Source organism: Cellulosimicrobium cellulans, from assembly GCF_016921195.1.
Classification (GTDB): Bacteria; Actinomycetota; Actinomycetes; order Actinomycetales; family Cellulomonadaceae; genus Cellulosimicrobium; species Cellulosimicrobium cellulans_F.
In genome coordinates, this window is record NZ_JAFGYF010000003.1 from 170,337 (window position 1) to 194,386 (window position 24,050).

Sequence of the window (24,050 nt, forward strand, 5' to 3'; positions counted from 1 at the left end):
GCCTTGTGGACACCGCGGGCGGGATCCTCCTCGTCACGGGGCGCGCCCGCGGCGAGCGGGCTGACGGCGTCCCACATCGTGGGCGCCCGCACGGTTAGGGTCGGCCCATGACGGACCTCCCGCCCGGCCGCTGGCAGGCCGCCGCCCGCGCCACCGGCCTCCTCGGAGCGGACGGCGCGGTGGCGGCGACGGTCTTCGCCGAGATGACCGCCCTCGCGCACCGCACCGGGGCGATCAACCTGGGGCAGGGCTTCCCGGACGTCGACGGCCCGGCGACGGTCAAGCACGCCGCGGTCCGCGCGATCGAGGAGGGCCACAACCAGTACCCGCCGGGTCCGGGCATCCTCGAGCTGCGCAACGCCGTCGCGAGCCACCAGTACCGGCACTACGGGCTGGACCCCGACCCGGAGACCGAGGTCCTCGTGACGACCGGCGCGACCGAGGCCCTCGCCGCGACCATCCTCGCGCTGGCCGGTCCGGGGGACGACGTCGTGACGCTCGAGCCGTTCTACGACTCCCACGCCGCGTGCATCGCGCTCGCGGGGGCGAACCACGTCACCGTCCCGCTCGTTCCCGGCCCGGACCGGTTCCGGCTCGACCTCGACGCCCTGCGCGCCGCCGTCACCGACCGCACGCGGCTGATCCTCGTGAACTCGCCCCACAACCCGACGGGCACGGTGCTCGACCTCGACGAGCTCGACGCGATCGCGGCCGTCGCGCGCCGCCACGACGCGGTCGTCGTCACGGACGAGGTCTACGAGCACCTGACGTTCGACGACGCCCGGCACGTGCCGATCGCGACCCTGCCCGGCATGCGGCAGCGCACGATCACGATCTCCTCGGCCGGCAAGACGTTCTCCTTCACCGGCTGGAAGATCGGCTGGCTGCACGGGCCGGAACCGCTCGTCACCGCGGTGCGCACGGTCAAGCAGTTCCTCACCTACACGTCGGGCGCGCCGTTCCAGCCCGCGATCGCCGACGCGCTGTCCGACGACGAGACCCCGCGCGCGCTCGCCGACTCGCTCGCGTCGCGCCGCGACCTGCTGTGCGAGGGACTCGTCCGGGCCGGGTTCGACGTCGTCGTGCCGCAGGGCACGTACTTCGTCATCGCCGACGGCGCCCCGCTCGGCTTCGAGGACGGCGCCGCGCTGTGCCGCGAGCTGCCCGCCCTCGCGGGCGTCGTCGCCGTCCCCGTGAGCGCGTTCTGCACCCCGGGGTCGACGACGGCCGGTGCCCTGGCCTCGCGCGTGCGGTTCACGTTCGTCAAGCGCGAGGACGTGCTGCACGAGGCGGTGGGTCGCCTGGCCAGCCTGGCCACGACGCCGCGGTCGTGAACGCCTCCTGACCCGCCGCCCGACGGCCCGCAGGCCCGCTCAGGGGCAGACGCCGGGCTGCAGCTCCTCCTCGACCGGGGTCTCGGGCGTCGTCGTGCCCGGGTCTGTGGTCCCGGGACCCGTCGTGCCCGGCTCGGTCGTCCCGGGGTCGGTCGTCCCGGGGTCGGTCGTCCCCGGGTCCTCCCCGGTCGCCGGGTCGGTCGTACCGTCCGCGGGTGCCGTCGCGTCGTCGCGCGGATCGGTGACGGGCTCGTGGCCGGGCGGGGGCGCGTCGTCGATGAGCCTCTGCCAGATCGCGTCGGCCTCCGGCGTCCACTCGACGCGGTTGGCGTCGCTCGCGGCGTCGACGACCGGCACCTGGGTGAAGACCACCTCGGACGGCTTGATGGCGCGGAGGCTGAACGCGAGGCCTGCGAGCGCCGTCGGGTCCGCGATGGACGGGTCGGCGCTGATGGAGCTGAGCACGGCCTCGATCACCCCGTAGAGCTGGGGCGAGTTGGTGATGATGTTCTGCGACAGGAGCTCGCGCACGGCCGAGTCGATGAACGCCTGCTGGCGTGCGATGCGCGTGAGGTCGGACCCCATCTCGAGGCCCATGCCCGTGCCGTGCCGCGCGCGCAGGAAGCTGATCGCCTCGTGGCCGTTGAGCGTGTACTCGCCGGCCGGCAGGTCGAGGGTGCCGTACCGCGGACTCTCCTTGACCGGTTCCGGGAAGCACATGGTCACGCCGTTGATCGCGTCGACCACGCCGATGACCCCGGTCATCTTGACGACGACGTGGTTGGTGATCGGCACTCCCGTGAGGTCCTGCACGGCGGTGATGGTGCACGCCGCGGCGTACGTCATGTCGTCGACGCCGCCCGACCCGATCTGGAACGCCTCGTTGAACATCGTGTTGCGCCGCGGGGACGACATCGATCCGTCGGGGAGGTTGCACGCAGGGAGATCGACGAGCGAGTCGCGCGGGATGGACACGACCTCCATGCGGGTACGGTCGCCGGACACGTGCACGATGAACGTGGTGTCCGACCGCATGCCCTCCTCCTCGCCGGCGATCGCGGCGTTCTCGGCGTCGCGGTAGTCCGTCCCCATGACGAGGATGTTGAGCGACTTTCCCGCGAAGGGGTCGGACGGGTCCTTGGGCGGCTCGACCGTCGGCCCGCCGACGACGAGGTCCGACACGTCGCTCACGGTGATCTTCGACTTGAGGTCGAGGTACACGGCCCCGGCCCCCACCGCCACGAACACCAGGGCCCCGGTGAGGACGAGCCCGACGGCCCGCGCGACGCGGTGCGAACGGAGCGCACGCGCGTGGTGCGGGCCGCCGGAAGGCTTGCCCTCGCCGCTCTTCCGGGAGCGCGTCGTCTGGTGCGCGCGGGGACGCGAGCGCGGGGACGACGAGGCGGGGGCGGTCGTTGGCACGGTCTGAGGGTAAGGGGTCGCGCGTGGATGCGTGCGCCGAACCAGCAGGAGGACGTGTGAAGGGGCGGCGAAGGACGGGCCTGCGGGGTGTCAGCGGTCGCGCACGGCCGCGACCCCGAGGTCGGGCTGGTCGGTGAAGAACCCGTCCATGCCCGCGTCGAGGAACACGCGGACCTCGCCGGCGAGGTCGCCGTGCGCGGCCGGGTCGGCGCCGGAGCGGTACTCCGCGGGCAGGAACTGGTTCTCCGCCCGGAAGGTCCATCCGTGGACCTCGAGCCCGGCGCGGTGCGCGTCGCGGATGACGGGCGTCGGCGTGCCGAGCGTCCCGTCGGCGCGGCGCGGGATCATGACGTTCTTCTCGAGCCCGACGCCGTCCGCGTAGCGCGCGATGTCGCGCAGGCCCGAACGCGTGACCAGGTCGGCGTAGGTGCGCGGGTCTCCTGCGGCGACGAGGTCGTAGGGGGCGCCGGAGCTGCTGACGAGCTGCGCGAGGTCGACCTTCGTCATGCGGTCGAGCTCGCGCAGGTTGCCCGTCTCGAACGACTGGACGATGACGGGCGCCTTGCGCGAGTCGAGCCCGGCGTCGCGCAGCGCGGCGACGAGCGGTTCCTCGAGCGACAGCCCGACCGAGTCGAAGTAGGTCGGGTGCTTGGTCTCGGGGTACACCCCCACCTGCTCCCCGTCGCACGTCTCGGAGTGCCGGGCGAGGTCGAGGACCTCGGCGAGCGTCGGGACCGGGTAGAGGCCGTCGAACGCCGTGTTCTGCGGGCGGACGGCCGGGATCCGCTCCTTCGCGCGCAGGGTGCGCAGCTCGGCGAGCGTGAAGTCCTCCGTGAACCACCCGGTGACCGCGGTGCCGTCGATCGTCTTCGTCGTGCGGCGGTCGGCGAACTCGGGGCGCTGCGCGACGTCCGTCGTGCCCCCGATCTCGTTCTCGTGCCGGGCGACGAGCACGCCGTCCTTCGTGGCGACGACGTCGGGCTCGATGAAGTCGGCGCACTGGAGGATCGCCTGCTCGTACGCGGCGAGCGTGTGCTCGGGGCGGTAGCCGCTCGCGCCGCGGTGCCCGACGACGGTCACGTCGTCGGTCGCGACGCGCTCGCGCCGCAGGTCGACGAGGACGATCTCGGTGTCGTCCGGGGTGCCGGGCACCCGCGCGTCGTTGCCCGGGTAGTTGTTGTCGTTCGCGAGGAGCAGACGGCCGTCGCGGAGCTGGACGACGGTCTCGAACGACTGCACGGGCAGCGAGAACGGGTCTCCGGTGCCGTAGCCGTCACCGGCGCCGATGCCGTGCGGGTTCGCGATCTTCAGCGCGTCGAGCACGAGCTCCTTCTCGAGGTGCCCCGACCGGTCGCTCTCGCCCAGGTCGACCCGGTACACGCGCTTGGTCACGGACTGCGCGCCGTCGAAGTCGTCGCGCTCGACGAGCAGGATCTCGTCCTCGCCCACCATGAACGCGTCACCGACGACGTTCGCGTCGGTGTCCACGCGGTAGGTCCACGTGCGGTCGGTGTAGCGACCTGAGCGGGTGTCGAACTGGCGCACGACCCGGTCGCGCGGGTCGTCGCCGACGAGCGCGCCCTCGAGCACGGGGTACAGGAAGCGGCCGTCACGCGAGCCCGCGAGCGCCTCGAACCCGCGGCTCGACCCGACGAGCGGCGTCTCGCCGGGCGCAAGGTACGGGTTGGCGGGCGACTTGCCGTCGGGGAACGGCACGGGCGGGGCGAGGAGCGCGCCCGTCGCGTCGACGTGCAGGAGGAAGGGCCCGAACTCCTCTCCGATCCAGAAGGTGCCGTCCTTCGCGCGCACGACGGACTCGATGTCGAAGTCGGCCCCGGTGAGGAGCCGCTCCTCGGTGTCCTCGTGGACGATCGGGAAGTCGACGTGGTGGTCGGGGTCGCGCAGCGAGAGGTGCTCGCCGACCTCGATCTCGCCCGCTCCCCCGCGCGCCGTCTGCCAGTGGGGCGTGACGCGGTAGAGGCGCAGGAGGAAGTCGGCCGAGTTGCCCTTGGCGCCGAACCCGTTGTCCGGCTGGGCCCAGAACGTTCCGTCGCCGTTGTCGACCATGGCCGAGAAGCCGGGGATCACCTGGCCGTCGAACGGCCCCTGGCGCCCGTTGGCCGGCGTGACGAGGGCGCCCGACGGCGGACCCTCCTCCAGGTGGTCGGCGGAGAGCGTCGCGCGTGCGACGAGCGTGGGGACGACGACGCCTCCACGGTCGGCCGAGGGACGGTGGGCGGGTCCGTGCGCGGACGACGCGACGGCGGCGGACGCGGCCGGCAGCGTCAGCGCCGCGGCGACCAGGGCGGCGGTGGCCCGGTGTGCTCCTGTGAGTCTCATGTCTTCCAGCAAAGTCCCGGACCGGGACGCACGCATGCACACGAGCGGACGGTGGGGTGTCCGTCGCGTGAACGCCCGGCGCGCTCAGACGGGCGTGTGCCACCCACCGCGGCGGAACGCGGGCGTGGCGAGCGCGAGGACGAGGAGCGATGCGACGACCGCGCCGAGCATGACGCCGGCCATCGCGACGGCGTCGCCCCCGAGCACGCCGACGAGCGGGCTCACGAGCCCGGCGACGCCGGACTGGAACGCCCCGATGACGGCGGCGGCGGTCCCGGCGATCTCGCCGTGGCGGGTGAGCGCGAGCGCCGAGGCGTTCGCGGGGATCATGCCCTGCATCGACAGGACGAGGAACAGGGCGGCGACGATGCCGACGATCCCGCCCGCGCCGGTCAGTGCGACCACGAGCAGCCCCGCCGTGAACACCCCCTGCACGACGAGCGCGACGCGCAGCAGACGCATGGGCGCCACGCGGCGCACGAGGGCGGCGTTCGCCTGCGCGGAGAGCACGAGGCCGACGCCGTTGACCGCGAACAGCAGCGCGAACTGGCTGTGGCTGAGCCCGTACCCCTCCTGGAGCACGAACGGCGAGCCGACGACGTAGCTCATGAGCACGGCCTGGCCGAGCCCGGGCAGGACGGCGAGCGCGACGAAGTGGCGGTCGCGCAGGAGGCTCGCGTAGCCGCGCAGGACGGTGCGCGCTCCGGCGGGGCGCCGCCGCTCGACCGGGAGCGACTCCGGCATCCAGAGCAGCACGACGGCGGCGAGCGCGAGCCCGGCGGCCGCGAGCACCCAGAACACCGCGTGCCACGACGCGTGCGTGCCGATGAACGACCCGAGCGACGGCGCCAGGAGGGGCGCGAGCCCGATGACGAGCATGAGCCGCGAGAGGATGCGCGCGGCGTCGGAGCCGGTGAAGCGGTCGCGGATGGCGGCGATCGCGACGACCGACGCGGACGCGTTGAAGAAGCCCTGGAGCACGCGCAGCCCGATGAGGATCCCGATGTTGGGGGCCATCGCGCACAGGATCGAGGTCACGACGTGCAGCGCGAGCCCCACGAGCACGGGCAGGCGGCGGCCGTACCGGTCGGAGAGGGGCCCGATGACGAGCTGCCCGACGGCCCCGCCGACGAGCATCGCGGAGAGCGTGAGCTGCGCGAGGGAGTCCGGCGCCCCGAGGTCCGTGCCGACCTCGGGCAGCAGCGGGAGGTACATGTCGACCGTGAGCGCGGGGAGCGTGGCGAGCGCGCCGAGGAGCAGCACCCAGCGGGCGGACGATCTCGGTCGGGGCACGGCGGGGTCGACCGAGGAGGAGGGCATGGCGTCCATCGTATCGATTCGATCGCGCGGGACGAGGCGCTTCCCGCGTGAGCCTGCTCTCCCTCGCCCCCGCGCGTGGGTGGCGTGCGGCAGGCTGGAGGCATGTGCGGACGCTATGCCTCCTTCCGGGACGCGCAGGACCTCGCGGACGAGTTCGCGATCGCGGACGTCGCCGACGACGCGCGGCTCCTGCCGCCGTCGTGGAACCTCGCGCCCACCGACCCCGTGCGGATCGTCGTCGAGCGCGCGGCCAAGGACACGGGCGAGGTCCGGCGCTCGCTGCGGGTGGCGCGCTGGGGCCTCGTGCCGTCGTGGTCCAAGGACCCCAAGGGCGGCGCGCGCATGATCAACGCGCGCGCGGAGTCGATCCTCGACAAGCCGGCGTTCGCCAGGCCGTTCGGCGTCCGCCGCTGCCTCGTGCCCGCGGACGGGTACTACGAGTGGCGCGTCCTGCCCGACGGCGCGTCCCCGGCCGGGTCCGCGGGCGCGCCCGCGCGCCGGGGCAAGGTGCCCAAGCAGCCGTACTGGATCGCGCCGGGCGACGGCGGGAGCGCCGCGTTCGCCGGGCTCTACGAGTTCTGGCGCGACCGGGGCAAGGCGGACGACGACCCCGACCGCTGGCTCGTCTCGACGACGATCATCACGACGGACGCGGCGCCGTACCTCGCCGAGATCCACGACCGCATGCCGCTCGCTCTGCCCGCCGACGCCTGGGACGCGTGGCTCGACCCGGCGGTCGACGCCCGCGGGGCGGCCGACCTGCTCGGGCTGGGCGGCCCGCACGACGACGTCCCGATGGTCGCCCGGGAGATCTCGACCCTGGTCAACTCGGTGACGAACGACGGGCCCGGCCTGCTCGAGGCCGTCTGACGCCCGGGCGCCGGCGCACGCAGGGCCCGTGAGCGCGGGTCTCAGCCCCGATAGGCCCACTGGAGGCGGACGGGCTCGATCGTGCCGAGCCCCTGCACCTCGGTCTCGGGCTGCGCCGTGAGCGCGAAGCGCTGGTCCCCCGCGAGCAGGCCGGCCGTGTCGCGGTCGACGAGGACCGTCGTCGGCTCGGCGATGTCGACCAGGCGGGCGGCGAGGTTGACGCTCGGCCCGAACACGTCGCCGAACCGCGACAGCACACGGCCCCACACGAGGCTGACCCGGACGGGCGGGACGTCGACGTCCTCCTCCCTGCCCCCGGCCGCGGCCAGGCCCAGCGCGACGCGGGCCCCGGTCGCGACGTCGTCGGCCACGTAGAGCACCGCGTCACCGATCGTCTTGACGACGCGCCCGCCCGCGGCCGTGATGACGTCGCGCGCGCTCGTCTCGAAGAGCTGGACGAACTCGGCGAGCTCGCTCGACCCCAGCCCGCGCGTGCGCTGCGTGAAGGACACGATGTCCGCGAACCCGACCGCGCGCGGGAGCGGGAGCTCGTGCTCGTCGACCGCGGTGGCACGCGCGTCCGAGAACTCGACCGCGAAGCGTCCGGCGACCGCCGCGAGCTGGCGGCGCCAGGCGTGGAGAAGCTGCTCCTCGAGGACCGGCGCGAGCTCGGGCAGCCGGTCGAGCACGAGCAGGCGCGCGCTCGTGTCGTCGAGTTCGAACCGGCGCGTCATGTGCTCCACGAGCGCCTCGACCTGCCAGAGCACGAGCCGCTCGGTCGTGTGGCCTGTCGAGCGGATGAGGGTCGTCAGCGCCCGCTGGTCGAGCTCCTCCGCCTCGGCGAACGCGAACACGTCCGCGAGCGCCTGCGCGTCCTTCTCGGTGAAGGCGTGCTCCTCGCCCTCCGTGAGCGGGAGGCCGAGCGCCTGCCAGTAGGCACGCACCCGCTGCTCGTCGACCCCGGCGCGCTCCGCGAGCCGCTCGACCGTGAGGGTCCGCGGACCACCCAGGAGCGCCTCGTCGAGCACGGCCTCGGTGGCGGGAGACGTGGCGTCCGGATCCGGCTCGGCGCTCCGCTCGGGCGTCACGGTCGGGGTGGTGACGGGCTCGTTCTGCTCAGGGTCCACGGGCACCCGGCGATCCTATTCCTCGGCTCGGGTCGGCGAGATCGGCACGCGTGCGACGTCGGCACGCGTGCCGATCTCGTCCCGGACCGCCGATCTGGTCGCCGGCACCGTCAGTCGTGCGGGCGCAGGTGGTGGACGTCGCCGCTGTGGTGGACGCGCTCCGTCCCGTCGTCCTCGCGCACCACCAGGCCGCCGTCGGGCGCGAGCCCGGTCGCGAGCCCGACGACGTCGCCGCCGCCGACACGCTCGACGCGCACGCGCGTGCCGAGCGTGGCGCTGACCTCGGCGCAGTCGGTGTCGAGCCCTGCGGCGCGCGCGTCTCCCCCGGACTCCTGCCAGCGCCCGAGGATCTCGCCGAACGCCTCGTGGAGGGCGACGAGCACGACCTCCCGGTCCGCCGTCGCGGCGCCCGCGAGGGTGAGGGACGTGGCCGTGACGACGGGCAGCTCGTCGCGCCGCTGCGAGACGTTGAGGCCCACGCCGACGACGACTCCGCCGTCCGGCAGCACCTCGGCGAGGATGCCGGCCACCTTGCGCAGAGGTGCGGGCGTGCCCGCGCCCGGGTCGGGCACGAGGACGTCGTTCGGCCACTTCACGACGGCGTCCACCCCGGCGGTCGCGCGCAGCGCGCGGGCGGTCGCGAGCCCGGCGAGGAGCGGGAGCCAGCTCAGCGACCCGCGCGGCACGTCGGGGCGCAGGAGGAGCGAGCCGAGGAGCGCGGCGCGCGGCGGGGTCGTCCACGAGCGGCCCAGCCGGCCTCGACCACCCGGCTGGTGCTCGGCGACGAGGAGCGCGGGTGCGGGCCAGGCACCGGGGTCCTCGGCGACGGCGCGCGCGAGCTCGGCGTTGGTCGAGGCGGACTCGGCCACGACCTCCAGCCGCGCGAGCGGACCCGCGGGCGCCACCAGGAGCTCCCGGAGGAACTCGGCCCGCAGCCCGGGCCGCTCGCCGTCGGGCCGGGACTCGTCGTCACGCGCGCTCGCCATGCCCGTCATCCTCCCGCACGCGTCCGCCCCGGCACGAGCGCCGCCGTCACGGCCCGCCACGGGCGCGCGACGGGTTTGTGGACACCCACCAAGACGGGCCCCCGGCGTGCTGGCGACGCCCGCATCGAGTTGGTGCCACCCGCCAACTAGGCTCGGGTCCGTGACGGAATCTGCGACGACCTCGCCCGCGACGACCGAGCACGCCGACGCACCCCACCTCGTGGGCACCGCGGCCAAGCTCGCCGACCTCGACCGCCGCCGTGCCGAGGCGACCGAGCTGCCCGAGGAGGCGGCGCGGACCAAGCAGCACGCGCGCGGCAAGAAGACGGCGCGCGAGCGCATCGAGGCGCTGCTCGACGAGGGCAGCTTCGTCGAGCTCGACGCGTTCGCGAAGCACCGCTCGCACAACTTCGGCCTGGAGAAGAAGCGCCTGGCGGGCGACGGCGTCGTCGTGGGCCACGGCACGATCGACGGCCGCCAGGTGTGCGTGTACTCGCAGGACTTCACGGTGTTCGGCGGGAGCCTCGGCGAGGTCCACGGGCAGAAGATCACCAAGGTGCAGGACCTCGCGCTGCGCACCGGGGTGCCGCTCATCGGCATCTCCGACGGCGGCGGCGCGCGCATCCAGGAAGGTGTCGCCGCGCTCACGCAGTTCGCGGAGATCTTCCGCCGCAACGTCGCGTCGTCGGGCGTGATCCCGCAGATCTCGCTCATCCTCGGCCCGAGCGCGGGCGGTGCGGTGTACTCCCCCGCCCTCACGGACTTCATCGTCATGGCCGACAAGACGTCGAACATGTTCATCACCGGGCCGGACGTGATCCGCGCCGTGACGGGCGAGGACGTGGGCTTCGAGGAGCTCGGGGGCGGCCTGACGCACAACGAGAAGTCCGGCGTCGCGCACTACCTCGGGGCCGACGAGGACGACGCGATCGACTACGTGCGCCACCTCGTGTCGTACCTGCCGCAGAACAACCTCTCGGACGCGCCGTCGTTCCCGCCCGAGGACGTCGAGCTCGACGTCACCGAGCAGGACCTCGAGCTCGACGCGCTCGTGCCCGACTCGGACTCGCAGCCGTACGACATGCGCACGGTGATCGAGCACGTGCTCGACGAGGGCGCGTTCCTCGAGGTGCAGCCGCTGTTCGCGAAGAACGTGCTCGTCGGGTTCGGGCACGTGGAGGGCCAGTCGGTCGGCGTCGTCGCGAACCAGCCGCTCGCGATGGCGGGCACGCTCGACATCGACGCGGCCGAGAAGGCGGCGCGGTTCGTCCGCACGTGCGACGCGTTCAACATCCCCGTGCTCACGCTCGTGGACGTCCCCGGCTTCCTGCCGGGCGTCGACCAGGAGCACCAGGGCATCATCCGCCGGGGCGCGAAGCTCATCTACGCCTACGCCGAGGCGACCGTCCCGCTCGTCACCGTCATCACCCGCAAGGCGTACGGCGGCGCGTACATCGTCATGGGCTCCAAGCAGCTCGGCGCCGACGTCAACCTCGCGTGGCCGACGGCGCAGGTCGCCGTGATGGGCGCGGGCGGCGCGGTGAACATCCTCCAGCGGGCGGCGCTCAAGCGTGCGGCCGACGCCGGCGAGGACGTCGAGACGGAGCGCGCCCGGCTCGTCGCCGAGTACGAGGACGCGATCGTCAACCCGTGGGACGCCGCGGAGCGCGGCTACGTGGACGCGGTGATCCGCCCGTCCGAGACCCGGGTGCAGGTCGTGCGTGCGCTGCGGGCGCTGCGCACCAAGCGCGCGAGCCTGCCGCCCAAGAAGCACGGCAACATCCCGCTGTGACCGCGAGCGAGCACGAGCACCCCACGAGCCTCGCGAGGGAGGACCAGGAATGAGCCACGACGACGCCACGCACGGGCCCGTGCCGCTCGGGTCGGTGGACCCGGCGCCGCTGCACGCCGCGGTCGACGCGCTCACGGCGGCGCTGCACGAGTACGTCGAGACGGCCGTCGGGGTACGGGCCGAGTTCGGGGCGTCCGAGGCGGACGAGGACCCGCGCGTCCTCGCGCTCGAGGGCCGCATCGGCGCGCTCAACGCCCGGCTGTTCGACGAGCTGCACGGCGCGCTCGGCATCCACGCCGACCTCACGACGTCGGTGTGGGACCCGGGCACCGACGAGGAGGTCGACGACGACGCCTCGCCGGCCGACGTGCAGGACGACACCTTCACGCTCGACTACGTCGTCATGACGCACCCCGGCGGGCCGGACCTCGACGACGTCGTCGGGCTCCTGGACCGGTGGGGTCACGAGGCGCGCGAGCGGCTCGTCGAGGCGGGCTACGCCGTCCCCGAGTGGGGCGTGGGTCGCGGGGCCGACGACCACGACCACGACGAGGACGACGAGTGAGCACGCCGCGGCCCGACGCCCCGAGCGTCCGCGTCGTGCGGGGCGCGCCGGACGAGCTCGAGGTCGCCGCGCTCGTCGCCGGCCTCGCCGCCGCCGCGGCCGCGAGCGGCCTGCCCGACGACGTCGCGCCCGTCGACGAGTGGACCAACCGGGCGCGCGGGCTGCGCGGGACCGGGGACGGCGCGACCGCGAAGAGCTTCGGCGGTCGTTCCGGCCGGCACAACGCCGACTCGTGGCGCTGGAGCCTGCGGTCGTGACCGCTCCGAGCGCGTCGCCCCGCGTGCGCCGCCTGCCCGAGCGGGGCGTGCTCGTCGAGCTTCCCGCGTCCGCCGACGAGGTCGAGGCGGACCCCACCGGCCTGCCGGCGGTCGCGCCCGTGCCGGGCTGGCGCCGCTGGGCCTGGGCCGTGGCGTTCGTCCCGACCGTGACGCTGCTCGTCTATCAGCGCCTCGCGTCGGGCCGCGGCTGGCCCGTGCCGGACGCCGTCGTGGTGGTCGCGACGCTGGGGCTCCTCGTCACGGCCCTGCTCGCGCTCGTGCGCTACCAGGACGACCGTGCCGTGACGGGGCTCGCCCGCGGCCGCAACGCGCTGCTCGCCGCGCCGGTCCGGGCGACCGGGACGCTCGCGCTCCCCGGTGTCGGTGCCGCGGACCCGACCACGGGCACCGCCGAGGGCACCTCCGAGGGCACCGTTGCGGGCGGCGCGCAGGGCCCCGCCACGAGCACCGGGACGGCGGGTCCGGCGGTCGTGCGGGCGACGCTGGTCGTCACCACCGCGTCCGGCGCGAGGACCGCACGCCCGGCGCGCGTCGTCGTGCCCGCCGGCGTGGCAGGTCCGCGCCAGGGCGACCCGGTCGCCGTCTGGCACGCGGCGGACGACACCGACGCGACGGGGGTGGTGCTCGTGCGCTACCACCGCACCTGGGCGGACGACCTCGCGGCGGCGCTGCGGGCCCGGTCCGCCGCGGCTGCTCCCGAGGACACGCCCGCGGACGCGAGCGCGGGCGACCCCGGCGAGGACCCCGGGAATCCGGCAGACCGAGAACCGGGCGCCGAGTAGTCTCGTCCGGGTGAGCGACACCACCACCACACCCGCCGGCGCATCCGCCGGGACCCCCGACCGCACACCCACGCCGATCGACGCCGTCGCCGAGGCCTACGTCACGCGGATCGCCGAGCTCGACCCGATCGCCGCGACCGCGATGGGGCTGTCCGGCTACGACCACCTCGTCTCCGACCTCTCGCCCGCCGGGCACGACGCGCGGGCCGACGCCGACCGCGCGGTGCTGCGCGAGCTCGAGGGCCTGGAGCCGGTCGACGACGTCGACCGTGTCACCCTCGCCGCGATGCGCGAGCGCGTCGGCCTCCAGCTCGAGCTGCACGAGGCGGGCGAGCCGCTCGCGAGCCTCAACAACATCGCGTCGCCGGTGCAGGAGCTGCGCGACGTCTTCGACATCATGCCGACCGGCACGGTCGAGGCCTGGGAGAACATCGCCTCGCGCCTCGGCTCCCTGCCCACCGCGATCGACGGCTACATGGCGTCGCTGACGGAGGCGGCCGCCCGCGGCAACGTCGCCGCGATCCGCCAGGTGCGGATCGGCGTGCAGCAGTCGCGCGAGCTCGCGGACGCCAAGGGATCGTTCTTCACGACGTTCGTCGCGGGCCCCGAGGCGAACGCCGTCCTCGACGACTCCTCCGCGTGCTCGCTCGTCCGCAAGGAGCTCGAGCACGGCGCCGCCGCGGCGCGCGAGGCCTACGGCCGCCTCGCGGACTTCCTCGAGACGACGCTCGCGCCGCAGGCCCGCGAGCAGGACGCGGTAGGCCGCGAGCGCTACGGGCTCTTCTCGCGCACGTTCCTCGGCGCGCAGGTCGACCTGGACGAGACGTACGCGTGGGGGCTCGAGGAGCTCGCGCGCGTGGTCGCCGAGCAGGAGGAGATCGCGCGCCGCATCGCCGGTCCCGGTGCGAGCGTGGAGGACGCCGTCGCCGCCCTCGACGCCGACCCGGCCCGCACGCTGCACGGGACCGACGCCCTGAGGTCGTGGATGCAGGAGACGTCGGACGCGGCGATCAGCGCGCTGAACGGCGTCCACTTCGACGTCCCGGCGCCGGTGCTCGACCTCGAGTGCATGATCGCGCCGACGCAGACGGGCGGGATCTACTACACGCCCCCGAGCGACGACTTCTCCCGGCCGGGCCGCATGTGGTGGTCGGTGCCGTCGGACGTCACGGAGTTCAACACGTGGCGCGAGAAGACGACGGTCTACCACGAGGGCGTCCCGGGCCACCACCTGCAGTGCGGCCAGGCCGTGTACGCGCGCGCGACGCTCAACACGTGGCGCCGGCTCGCGTGCTGGGTCTCGGGCCACGGCGAGGGCTGGGCCCTGTACGCGGAGCGCCTCATGGCGGACCTCGGGTTCCTCGACGACGACGGCGACCGCCTCGGCATGCTCGACGCGCAGCGCATGCGCGCGGCCCGCGTCGTGCTCGACATCGGCGTTCACCTCGGCCTGCCCGCGCCCGAGCAGTGGGGCGGCGGGACCTGGGACGCCGACAAGGCGCTCACGTTCCTGCGCGCGAACGTCAACATGCCCGACTCGTTCGTGCGCTTCGAGCTCGACCGCTACCTCGGCTGGCCGGGCCAGGCGCCGTCGTACAAGGTCGGCCAGCGCCTGTGGGAGGCCACGCGAGACGACGCGCGCGCGGCGGCGACCGCCCGCGGCGAGGCGTTCGACGCCAAGGCCTTCCACGCACGCGCGCTGAATCTCGGCTCGGTCGGCCTGGACGTGCTGCGCGACGCGCTCACCTCGTGACCCGGTCGTCGGCCCGGCCCGGGTCGGCCTCGCGCCGGCCCGGGCCGACCGGCGTCCGCCGCGCCCCGGGGACCTGACGCGTGGGCGCCGTCCTCACCGGTTTCGCCATCATCGCCGTGGTCGTCGCGGCCGGGTACGTCACCGCGCGCCTCGGCATCGGCGGCCCCGACGCGCAGACGGCCCTCAACCGCATCGGGTTCTTCGTCGCGAGCCCGGCGCTGCTGTTCACCGTCCTCGCGCGCGCCGACGTCGGAGCGCTCCTCCAGGCGCCGCTCGCGGTCTCGGCGGCGTCGGCCGTCGTGACGGCGGGCGTGTTCGTGCTCGTCGACCGGCTGTGGCTCCGGCTCCCGGCACCCGAGGCGACCGTCGGGGCCGTCGGCTCCGGCTACGTGAACGCGAACAACATCGGCCTGCCCGTCGCGGTGTACGTGCTCGGCGACGCGACCGCCGTCGTGCCGGTGATCCTGCTCCAGCTCCTCGTGCTCGCACCCGTGACCCTGCTCGTCCTCGACGCGACGACGAGCGGGCGGCTGTCCTGGCGGTTCGTCCTCGCCCAGCCCGTGCGCAACCCGATCATCCTGGGGTCGCTCGCGGGCGCCGTCGTCTCCGTGACCGGCTGGACGCCACCCGTCGCGGTCATGGCGCCGCTCGACATCCTCGGCGGCGCCGCGATCCCGATGATCCTGCTCGCCTTCGGCATGTCGCTGCACGGCACCAGGCCGCTGCGGCGCGGCGAGCCCCGAGCGGCGGTCGGCGTCGCCAGCGTCGCGAAGCTCCTCGTCATGCCGGTCGTGGCGTTCGTCGTCGCCCGGCTCGTCCTCGGGCTCGACGACGCCGCGGTCGCCTCGGCCGTCACGCTCGCCGCGCTGCCCACAGCCCAGAACGTCTACAACTACGCGGCGCGGTTCGGGCGGGGCGAGATCCTCGCGCGCGACACGATCCTCGTGACGACGCTCGGCTCGCCCGTCGTGCTGGTCGTCGCGGCGCTCCTCGTCGCGTAGCGGGGTCGTCGGGCGTCCTGCCGTCCGGTGTCGCCGGTGCTCGGCGGGTAGTCTGCGCGGGTGCTCCGACTCGTCCTCGCCTCCCGGTCCCCCGCCCGCCTCGCGACGCTGCGCGCGGCCGGTGTCGAACCCCTCGTGCGCGTCTCCGGGGTCGACGAGGACGCGGTCCTGCGGGCGGCCGCCGCGGAGCGCGGCGGGCTCGAGCCCGTGGACGCGGTGCTCGTCCTGGCCCGCGCGAAGGCCGAGGAGATCGTGCGCACGCTCGCCGAGGACGGGTCCGCCACGCCGGGCGACGACCCCACGCTGCTCGTCGGCTGCGACTCGATGCTCGAGCTCGACGGCGAGGTGCTCGGCAAGCCCGCCGACGCCGACGACGCCCGTGCCCGCTGGCGCGCGATGCGCGGCCGGGCCGGCGTCCTGCACACCGGCCACTGGCTCGTGGACCTGCGCCGGCCGTCCGACGGCGGGACCGGCACCGCGACGGGCGCCACGAGCTCGACGACCGTCCACTTCGCCGACCTCACCGACGACGAGATCGACGCGTACGTCGCCACCGGCGAGCCCCTGCACGTCGCGGGTGCGTTCACGGTCGACGGCCTCGGCGGGCCCTACGTCGAGCGCATCGAGGGCGACCACCACGGGGTCGTCGGGATCAGCCTCCCGCTGCTGCGCTCGCTGCTCCACGAGGCCGGCGTCGCGTGGCACGAGCTGCGCGCCTGAGACCGGGCAGCCGGCGTCCGTCGTCGGCGCTCGTTGTGGGCGCCGGACAACCCCACGGGCCGAGCGACGCCCAGGAGCGCGCCGCTATGGAGGTTTCCTCCAACCGCCCTCCGCGCGGCTTGGCTTCTTCTCCAATCTTGCACGGTACCGGCCCGGGAGCGTGATCGGCGCGGCGCGCACGCGTTACCGTGAGCCGTGCCCGCGAACCCCACCCGCCCCCTGAGCAAGGTCCTCGTCGCCAACCGTGGCGAGATCGCCGTCCGGATCGTCCGTGCCTGCGCCGACGCCGGTATCGCGTCCGTCGCGGTCTACGCCGACCCCGACCGCCAGGCGCCGCACGTGCACCTCGCCGACGAGGCGTTCGCGCTCGGCGGCGCCCGGGCGGCCGAGACGTACCTCGACATCGCGAAGCTGCTCGACGTCGCGCGCCGCTCCGGCGCGGACGCGGTGCACCCCGGGTACGGCTTCCTGGCCGAGAACGCGGAGTTCGCGCAGGCCGTGCTCGACGCCGGGCTCGTCTGGATCGGCCCGCCGCCCGCCGCGATCGACGCGCTCGGCGACAAGGTGAGCGCGCGCCACATCGCGCAGCGCGCGGGCGCCCCGCTGGTCCCCGGCACGCCCGACCCGGTCGCCGACGCGAGCGAGGTGCACGCGTTCGCCGCCGAGCACGGCCTGCCCATCGCGATCAAGGCGGCGTTCGGCGGCGGCGGACGCGGGCTCAAGGTCGCGCGCACGGCCGACGAGATCGACGAGCTCTACGAGTCCGCGGTCCGCGAGGCCACCGCCGCGTTCGGGCGCGGCGAGTGCTTCGTCGAGCGCTACCTCGACACGCCCCGGCACGTGGAGACCCAGTGCCTCGCGGACGAGCACGGCACCGTCGTCGTCGTCTCGACGCGCGACTGCTCCCTGCAGCGCCGCCACCAGAAGCTCGTCGAGGAGGCCCCCGCGCCGTACCTCAGCCCCGCCCAGGAGGCCGAGCTGTACAAGGCGTCCGAGGCGATCCTGCGCGAGGCCGGCTACGTCGGCGCGGGCACGTGCGAGTTCCTCGTCGGCGCCGACGGCACCATCTCCTTCCTCGAGGTCAACACGCGACTCCAGGTCGAGCACCCCGTGTCCGAGGAGGTCACCGGCATCGACCTCGTCCGCGAGCAGCTGCGCATCGCCGCGGGCGAGCCGCTCGGCTACACGTCGACGCAGGTGCGCGGCCACTCGATCGAGTTCCGGATCAACGGTGAGGACCCCGCCGCGAACTTCCTCCCCGCCCCCGGCCGCATCACGCGCCTGCGCTTCCCGTCCGGCCCCGGCGTGCGCGTCGACTCCGGCGTCGCCGAGGGCGACACGATCTCCGGCGCGTTCGACTCCATGATTGCCAAGGTCATCGTCACCGGCGCAACGCGCGAGCAGGCCGTCCAGCGGGCCCGCCGTGCGCTGCGCGAGCTCGAGGTCGAGGGCATCCCGACCGTCGTGCCGTTCCACCGCGCCGTGCTCGACGCCGAGGCGTTCGTCCCCACCGACGACGAGCCGTTCCGCGTCCACACCCGCTGGATCGAGACGGAGTTCGCCGACGAGCTCGCCGCGCTCGCGCCCGCCCCGGCCGCGCCCGCCGACGCGGAGGACGAGCCGCTCGCGACCGAGCGCGTCGTCGTCGAGGTGGGCGGCAAGCGCCTGGAGGTCGTCCTCCCGGCCGGCCTCGGCATGGCGGCAGGTCGCGCCCGCACCGCCAACGCCGCCCGCCGGCCCGCGCGCCGCAGCGCCGCGAAGGCCAACGGCGGCGGCTCCGGCACCACGCTGGCCTCCCCCATGCAGGGCACGATCGTCAAGGTCGCCGTCGCCGACGGCACCCGGGTCGCCGAGGGCGACCTCGTCGTCGTGCTCGAGGCCATGAAGATGGAGCAGCCCCTCCTCGCCCATCGCGCCGGCACCGTCCGCTCCCTCTCCGCCACCGCGGGCGCGAGCGTCAGCTCCGGCACGGCCATCTGCGAGATCGTCGACTGACCTGCCCTGCCACCGCCGGGCACCGCTCGCCGGGCGGTGACAGGCACGACGAGCGGTGGGGTCGGACCGTGCGCGAAGGACGTCAGAGGCGCACTCCCAGAACTCCCGCCAGCCAGACCAGGGTGATGGTGCGCCAGTCCGAGCACACGGTCTGACCCCGCCGCGGACCCGACCCTGCGGGCCGTAGACCCGACCCCGACCGCGACGGGGTGACTGCTAGTCGTGCTGGGCCGCGGCACGGATGGCGCGACGGCCCGACGGGAGCGCGACGGCGACGGTGATGACGAGGAACATGAGGATCCCCGAGACGACGAGGAGCGACTCGACGGTGAAGCGGTCGGCGAGCGGGCCGAAGACGACCATGCCGAGCGGCATCGAGACGGCCATGACGATGCCGACGAAGCCGAAGACGCGGCCCTGGCGCTCGGGCTCGACGGTCTCCTGGAGGACGGTCATGGAGGTCGTCGAGAACGGTGGGACGGACAGGCCGAGCAGGAACATGAAGGCGAAGAAGACCCACATGTTGGTCGAGAGGCCCATCGCGACGGACAGCACGCCGAACACGAAGGTCGAGCCGACGATCATGGCGACGCGGTTCTTCAGCCCGCCCCAGGTCGCGAGGAGCACACCGCCGAGCAGCATGCCGACGGAGAACGCGACCTCGTTCACGGTGAGCTTCCAGACCTCCTCGCCGAAGGTCCGCGCGACCATGAGCGGCGTGAGGTACGACGGCGCGACGATGAGCAGGAACACCACGGCGTAGAGGCCGAGGACCCAGCGCACGAACGGGTGGGAGCCGAGGTAGCGGAAGCCCTCCACCAGGTCGTCGAAGTACCCGGCGCGCTCCCCCGCGGCGGCGTGCGCGAGCGTCGGGACGGGGACGAGCAGGAGGAGGCCGATCCCGATCACGGCGGTGACGACGTCGACGAAGAAGACGGAGACGATGGACGTGCTGGCGTAGACGGCCGCGGCGACCGCCGGCGCGAGCAGCATCATCGCGGACTGGATGGACTGGTTGATCCCGTTGACGCGCAGGAGCTTGCTGGTCGGGACGATCTGCGGGAGCAGGGCCGCGACGGCGGGGGTCTGGATGCCGGCGCCCGTGGAGCGGATCGCGAGCGCGGCGTAGATCAGCCAGAGGTCGTCCGCGCCGCCGAGCATGAGCAGCGCGAGCGCGAGGGTCGTCACGGCGATCGTGCCGTCCGCGGCGATGACGAGCGCCTTGCGGTTCACGCGGTCCGCCCACACGCCGCCAAAGATCGAGACGACGGCCTGCGGCAGGAACCCGAAGAGGGTGCTCAGCGCGAGCAACGCCCCGGACTTCGTCTCGATCGTCAGGTGCCACATGACGGCGTACTGCACGAGCATCGAGCCGAACAGCGAGACCGTCTGCCCGGAGAGGAAGATCGCGGTGTCCCGCCGCCACCGGGGCTTGGCGAGCGTGTCGTCGGCGGGGGCGTCGGTCTCCGCGCCGTCGGGGACGTCGGCGGTCGTGGCGTCGGTGTTCTCGTACGGCGTATGGCTCACCCGCACATCTTGACGGGCGTCACCCACACGGTCCACGGAATTCGCCGACGGCGGACCGTCAGTCGGCCGTGGGGACCTCCCCGGCGTGGGCGATGTGCCCGAGCTGGCGCCACACGAGCGCGAGCGTGACTCCCGCGCCGACGAACGCGAACCAGAACGGTGCCGTGATCCCCCACGTCTGCGCGAGGACACCGCCGAGCGCCTGCCCGACGGCGATGCCACCGAACACGCAGACCATGTAGACCGAGCCGACGCGGCCCTGGAACTCCGTCGGCACGGCGCGCTGACGGATCGTGTTGGACACCGAGCCCCAGACGAACGCGTACGCCCCGAAGACGACCATGATCGCGAGCGCGACCCAACCGGTCGTGGTGAGCGCGAGCGCGAGGTGCATGACGACCTCGAGCGAGAGGCACACGCGCATGAGCGTCGACAGACGCACGTGCCGCTCGAGCCACCCGAACGACGCGATGCCGACGACGCCGCCGACCGCCGACGCCGTCGTGAGCAGCCCGAACCCGACCTCGCCCATGTCGAGGTGGTCGAGCGCGTACTTGACGAGGACGCCCCACGGCGCGGCCCAGGTCACGTTGAAGACGAGGATGACGAGCGCGAGCGTCCGCACCGGGCGTTCCCGAGGATCCACCGCACGCCCTCGGCGATGTCCTGGCGCACGTGCGTCTGCACCTCGCGCACACCGCCCGGCGTGGTCGCGATCCGTCCCACGAGCACGACGGCGAGCGCCACGCACACGACCTGGACCACGAACGGCCACGCCATCCCGAGCGCGAAGAGGAACGCTCCCACGGGCGGCCCGAGGAGCTGGTTGGCCGCGAGGAACCCCGCCTGGAGGCGCGCGTTCCCGGTGCCGAGGTCACGCGGCTCGACGAGCATCGGGAGCAGCGTCTGGGACGCCGAGTCGGCGAACACCTCCGCGACGCCGTAGAGGAACATCACGGCGAGCACGACGCCGATGCTCACGTGACCGGTCACGATGAGCACGCACAGGGCGACCACGACCACCGCACGGAGGGCGTTGGCGACCATGACGACGACGCGCCGGTCGAGGCGGTCGGCGAGCGCGCCGGCCCAGAGCCCGAACAGGAGCCAGGGCAGCCGCTGGAGCAGCGCGGCGAGCGCCACGAGGAACGCGGAGTCGGTCTGGGACGCGACGAGCAGGGGACCTGCCGCCAGCGCGATGCCGTCGCCGACGTTGCTGGTCCACGAGGACGACAGCAGCCAGCGGAAGCCGGTGCCCATGCGCCGGGGCGCGACGATCTCTCCGAGCCTGCTCACAAGCGGACCAGCGTACGCGGCGACGACGCCCCCGCGGTCACCCTTTTCCGGGCGCGCGCGCCGGACACCGCACGGGCCTGGCAGCATGGCCCCGTGACGATCCCCACCGCGCCGCGCGACCCTGGTGAGCCGCCGCCGCGGCTCCCTCGCCACCTGCAGCCGGGCGACGGCTGGGTGGAGTGCGAGTGCGGCAGGCGGCACTGGGGGCTGTTCGGCGCGGCCGGGCTGTTGCTCGGGCGGCGCGACGGCGCGGGCCGGCTGACCGACGTCGTGCTCCAGCACCGCGCCCCGTGGTCCGACCAGGGCGGGACGTGGGGCGTGCCGGGCGGCGCCGTCGGGCCGGACGAGACACCCGCCCAGGGTGCGCTGCGCGAGGCCGAGGAGGAGGCGGGCATCGACCCCGCGCACGTGCGCGTCGTGGGCGAGCGTGTGCTCGACCACGGCCCGTGGCGGTACACGACCGTCCTCGCGGAGGTCGCGGACGGCGCGACCGTCGAGGCGCACGCGACCGACGCCGAGAGCGTCGAGGTCCGGTGGGTCCCGGTCGACGACGTCGCGAGGCTCGACCTGCTGCCCGCGTTCGCCGACGCGTGGCCGAGTCTTCGCGCGGCGCTCGGCGAGCGAGCGCCCCACGCCTGACGGCGGGCAGGCAGCACCGCCGTACCGCACCTCGCGCCGCGCTTCCCCGTGCGCTCGCGCTCGTCGCCGCCCTCCCGGACCGGGCCGTGCTGCGGTCCTGAGCCGATCGGGTGCTGCGGACCGGAGCACCCGCCGGGTAGCGTCGTGCCTCGTGAGCGCAGTGCAGCCCCCGTCCGCCCGGTCCGTGCCCTGGCCCACCGCCCGGTCCGACCGCGCGGCCGTCGTCTCGCTCGTGCTCGTCGTGACGGTCACCGCGATCGTCGTCGAGCTCGTCCGGTCGAGCGGCCCGCTGCTCGACCACGCGTTCTCCGCGGGCGTCGTCACCGTGGCCCTCACGGCGCTCGCGACGTACGCCGCCCCCGGAGTGCTCGTCGTCATGATCGCGGCGCGCCTCGAGCTCACGGGCAAGGTCGTGCTGCTCGCCGTGGCCGCGCTCGTCGTGGCCCGCCTCGCGGTCCAGGGCCTCGGCACGGCGATCGCCGCGGGCGTGGACCTCGGGCTCGTGCGGTACGGCGTCGGGCTCGCGACCGTCGCGCTCGGGGTCGGCGTGCTCGTGCTCGTGGCCGCGTTCGCGAGCGGGACGCCGTCCCGCGACGGCACCGGCCTCGACCCCGCGCGCCGCCCCCACGGCGCGCCGGAGGCTCCGCCGGCCCGTCCGGACGGGCGACTCGCGCGCGGGTCCCTGGTCGCGCTCGGCGTCGTGCTCGGCGCCCTGCTCGCCGGGGCACTGAGCGCCGTCCTCGGCACGTGGGACGCCTACTGGCGGTCCGACGTCGCGGCGTGGGTCGTGACGGTCGTGATCGCGGGCGCTGCGGTCGCGTGCGCGTGGGCGCTGCGGGGCCGTGCCGCGTGGCCGGGCGCGCGCGGGCTGTGGGCGCTCGGCCCGCTCGTCGCGCTCGCGGTGCAGGTGCTCGCCAACCCCGCCTTCGCCGCGACCCAGGCCGGCGTCGCGCTGCCGTCCGCGGTCGCCGCGCTGGCCGTCGCGGCGGTGGTGACCGCGTGGTTCGTCCCGTGGGCGGGCCGGTCGGCCCGGCCCGGGTCGCCGTGGGTGTCCCCCGTCGTGCTCGTCTCCGGGGTCGCCGTGGTGTTCCTCGCGGTGCCGCGCCTCGACGGCCCCGGGGCGGTGGCCGGCTGGGCGCTGCTCGCGCTGCTCGTGCTGCTGGTCCCCGCCGCCGCGCGAACCCTCGCGCTCGCCCTCACGCGCCCCGCGCGCCCGCTCACGTGGCTGCGGCTCGCGGGCGCGGCGAGCGTCGCCGGGCTCACGACCGCCGTGCCCCTGCTCGGGTACCAGCTCGAGTACGACGTCCCGCTCCCCGTCCCCCACACGCTCGTCCCCGTCGCCGCCGCGCTCGCGCTGGCGGTGCCGGCGGTCGCCGCCGGGCTCCGGGCCCGGGGTGCGTCGACCCCGACAAGCGACCCCGCGGCGTCGGGCACGATCCGCGCCGACGCGTCCCAGGCCCCCGCTCTCGCCCTCGGCGGGGCGGTCGCCGTGCTCGCGCTCGTCGGGGTCACGCAGGTCCACGTGCCGACGACGACGTCCGCCGTCGCCGACCACCCCGTCGGCGAGCTGCGCCTGCTCGACTGGAACCTGCACTACGGCGTGAGTGCGGACCCGTCGGTCCGGCTCGACGAGATGGCCGCGACCATCGAGGACTCCGGCGCCGACGTCGTCACCCTGCAGGAGGTGTCCCGCGGGTGGGTGCTCGGCGGCGGCGCGGACATGGCGACCTACCTCGCGCGCGAGACCGGGATGCGCGTCGTCTTCGTGCCCGCGGCCGACCGGCAGTTCGGCAACGCGCTCCTGTGGGACCCGCTGCGCGGCGACCTCGCGGACGTGGTCCGTCACGCCCTGCCCTACGGTGCCGGACCGCAGGAGCGCTCGGCGATCTCCGCGACGCTCGACGCCGCGGGCGTCCCCGTGCGCGTCACGTCCGTGCACCTGCAGCACCGCGAGGAGAACACGCCGACCCGCCTCGACCAGCTCGATACCCTCCTCGCCGACGAGCCCGTGGAGGGTGCGTACGTCCTCGCGGGCGACCTCAACGCCGAGCCCGGCTGGGACGAGATCGTCCTTCTCGAGGAGGAGCACGGGCTCGAGAGCGGCCAGGACGTCGCCGGCGACCCCGACGCGCTCACGTCGCCGTCCGTCGCCCCGGCGCACCGCATCGACTGGGTCTTCGGCTCCGAGGACGTGACCTTCCGCTCGTTCGAGGTCCTCGACGTCACCACCTCCGACCACCGCCCCCTGCTCGTCGAGCTTCGCGCCCACGACTGACTCGCGTGACCGGCCGCTAGGGTCGAGG

At 74.5% G+C, this 24,050-nt stretch carries 18 protein-coding genes and 1 pseudogene; 12 read left to right on the top strand and 7 right to left on the bottom strand.

Annotated features, from left to right (window positions below; translation table 11 throughout):
- The first annotated feature begins 107 nt into the window (after positions 1 to 107).
- Positions 108 to 1,334 (top strand): pyridoxal phosphate-dependent aminotransferase, encoded by a 1,227-nt coding sequence (locus tag JN535_RS08875; protein ID WP_205205126.1) that lies wholly within the window; start codon positions 108 to 110, stop codon positions 1,332 to 1,334.
- A gap of 39 nt (positions 1,335 to 1,373) precedes the next feature.
- On the opposite strand, the gene JN535_RS08880 is transcribed toward JN535_RS08875, so the two are convergent.
- The 3 genes from JN535_RS08880 to JN535_RS08890 all read right to left on the bottom strand — a co-directional run bounded on the left by JN535_RS08880 (position 1,374) and on the right by JN535_RS08890 (position 6,416).
- Complete coding sequence (locus JN535_RS08880; protein WP_307868449.1) at positions 1,374 to 2,756, bottom strand: LCP family protein; 1,383 nt, start codon at positions 2,754 to 2,756, stop codon at positions 1,374 to 1,376.
- Between the two features lie 90 nt (positions 2,757 to 2,846).
- Complete coding sequence (locus JN535_RS08885) at positions 2,847 to 5,096, bottom strand: esterase-like activity of phytase family protein (protein ID WP_205205128.1); 2,250 nt, start codon at positions 5,094 to 5,096, stop codon at positions 2,847 to 2,849.
- A gap of 84 nt (positions 5,097 to 5,180) precedes the next feature.
- Entirely contained in the window at positions 5,181 to 6,416 is a 1,236-nt protein-coding gene (locus JN535_RS08890; RefSeq protein ID WP_240200852.1) for a multidrug effflux MFS transporter, read from the bottom strand.
- A gap of 102 nt (positions 6,417 to 6,518) precedes the next feature.
- On the opposite strand from JN535_RS08890, the gene JN535_RS08895 reads away from it, so the two are divergent.
- Positions 6,519 to 7,286 (top strand): SOS response-associated peptidase, encoded by a 768-nt coding sequence (locus JN535_RS08895; protein WP_205205131.1) that lies wholly within the window; start codon positions 6,519 to 6,521, stop codon positions 7,284 to 7,286.
- Between the two features lie 41 nt (positions 7,287 to 7,327).
- Here the strand turns inward: JN535_RS08895 and JN535_RS08900 are convergent, their stop codons facing one another.
- Both JN535_RS08900 and JN535_RS08905 read right to left on the bottom strand, forming a co-directional pair.
- Positions 7,328 to 8,419: an adenylate/guanylate cyclase domain-containing protein gene (locus tag JN535_RS08900; protein WP_307868451.1), complete on the bottom strand. Its 1,092-nt coding sequence runs from the start codon at positions 8,417 to 8,419 to the stop codon at positions 7,328 to 7,330.
- Positions 8,420 to 8,523: 104 nt separating this feature from the next.
- Entirely contained in the window at positions 8,524 to 9,399 is an 876-nt protein-coding gene (locus JN535_RS08905) for a biotin--[acetyl-CoA-carboxylase] ligase (protein WP_205205133.1), read from the bottom strand.
- A 160-nt stretch (positions 9,400 to 9,559) separates the two neighbouring features.
- Here JN535_RS08905 and JN535_RS08910 point away from each other — a divergent pair, with 160 nt between their 5' ends.
- The 8 genes from JN535_RS08910 to JN535_RS08945 all read left to right on the top strand — a co-directional run bounded on the left by JN535_RS08910 (position 9,560) and on the right by JN535_RS08945 (position 18,285).
- Positions 9,560 to 11,191: an acyl-CoA carboxylase subunit beta gene (locus JN535_RS08910; RefSeq protein ID WP_205205135.1), complete on the top strand. Its 1,632-nt coding sequence runs from the start codon at positions 9,560 to 9,562 to the stop codon at positions 11,189 to 11,191.
- Between the two features lie 49 nt (positions 11,192 to 11,240).
- Positions 11,241 to 11,756: a hypothetical protein gene (locus tag JN535_RS08915; RefSeq protein WP_205205137.1), complete on the top strand. Its 516-nt coding sequence runs from the start codon at positions 11,241 to 11,243 to the stop codon at positions 11,754 to 11,756.
- On the top strand, positions 11,753 to 12,013 hold the full coding sequence (locus JN535_RS08920) for an acyl-CoA carboxylase epsilon subunit (protein WP_053371138.1): 261 nt from the start codon (positions 11,753 to 11,755) through the stop codon (positions 12,011 to 12,013). Before JN535_RS08915 ends, JN535_RS08920 begins: the two co-directional genes overlap by 4 nt.
- On the top strand, positions 12,010 to 12,816 hold the full coding sequence (locus tag JN535_RS08925) for a hypothetical protein (protein WP_205205138.1): 807 nt from the start codon (positions 12,010 to 12,012) through the stop codon (positions 12,814 to 12,816). Before JN535_RS08920 ends, JN535_RS08925 begins: the two co-directional genes overlap by 4 nt.
- Before the next feature lie 10 nt (positions 12,817 to 12,826).
- Positions 12,827 to 14,569: a DUF885 domain-containing protein gene (locus tag JN535_RS08930; protein WP_205205140.1), complete on the top strand. Its 1,743-nt coding sequence runs from the start codon at positions 12,827 to 12,829 to the stop codon at positions 14,567 to 14,569.
- Between the two features lie 80 nt (positions 14,570 to 14,649).
- Positions 14,650 to 15,570: an AEC family transporter gene (locus JN535_RS08935; RefSeq protein ID WP_205205142.1), complete on the top strand. Its 921-nt coding sequence runs from the start codon at positions 14,650 to 14,652 to the stop codon at positions 15,568 to 15,570.
- 60 nt (positions 15,571 to 15,630) lie between these two features.
- Entirely contained in the window at positions 15,631 to 16,290 is a 660-nt protein-coding gene (locus tag JN535_RS08940; protein WP_205205143.1) for a Maf family protein, read from the top strand.
- 195 nt (positions 16,291 to 16,485) lie between these two features.
- Complete coding sequence (locus JN535_RS08945) at positions 16,486 to 18,285, top strand: acetyl/propionyl/methylcrotonyl-CoA carboxylase subunit alpha (RefSeq protein ID WP_307868453.1); 1,800 nt, start codon at positions 16,486 to 16,488, stop codon at positions 18,283 to 18,285.
- A gap of 216 nt (positions 18,286 to 18,501) precedes the next feature.
- Here the strand turns inward: JN535_RS08945 and JN535_RS08950 are convergent, their stop codons facing one another.
- Together JN535_RS08950 and JN535_RS08955 are read right to left on the bottom strand one after the other, a co-directional pair.
- Complete coding sequence (locus JN535_RS08950; protein ID WP_205205144.1) at positions 18,502 to 19,812, bottom strand: MFS transporter; 1,311 nt, start codon at positions 19,810 to 19,812, stop codon at positions 18,502 to 18,504.
- Positions 19,813 to 19,870: 58 nt separating this feature from the next.
- Positions 19,871 to 21,072 (bottom strand): annotated as a pseudogene (locus JN535_RS08955) (MFS transporter).
- Between the two features lie 135 nt (positions 21,073 to 21,207).
- Between JN535_RS08955 and JN535_RS08960 the strand changes: the two are divergent.
- Complete coding sequence (locus JN535_RS08960; RefSeq protein ID WP_205205413.1) at positions 21,208 to 21,747, top strand: NUDIX hydrolase; 540 nt, start codon at positions 21,208 to 21,210, stop codon at positions 21,745 to 21,747.
- A gap of 151 nt (positions 21,748 to 21,898) precedes the next feature.
- The gene (locus tag JN535_RS21230) at positions 21,899 to 24,022 is read left to right on the top strand and encodes an endonuclease/exonuclease/phosphatase family protein (RefSeq protein WP_307868454.1); all 2,124 of its coding nucleotides are present in this window, start codon (positions 21,899 to 21,901) and stop codon (positions 24,020 to 24,022) included.
- Positions 24,023 to 24,050: the final 28 nt, after the last annotated feature.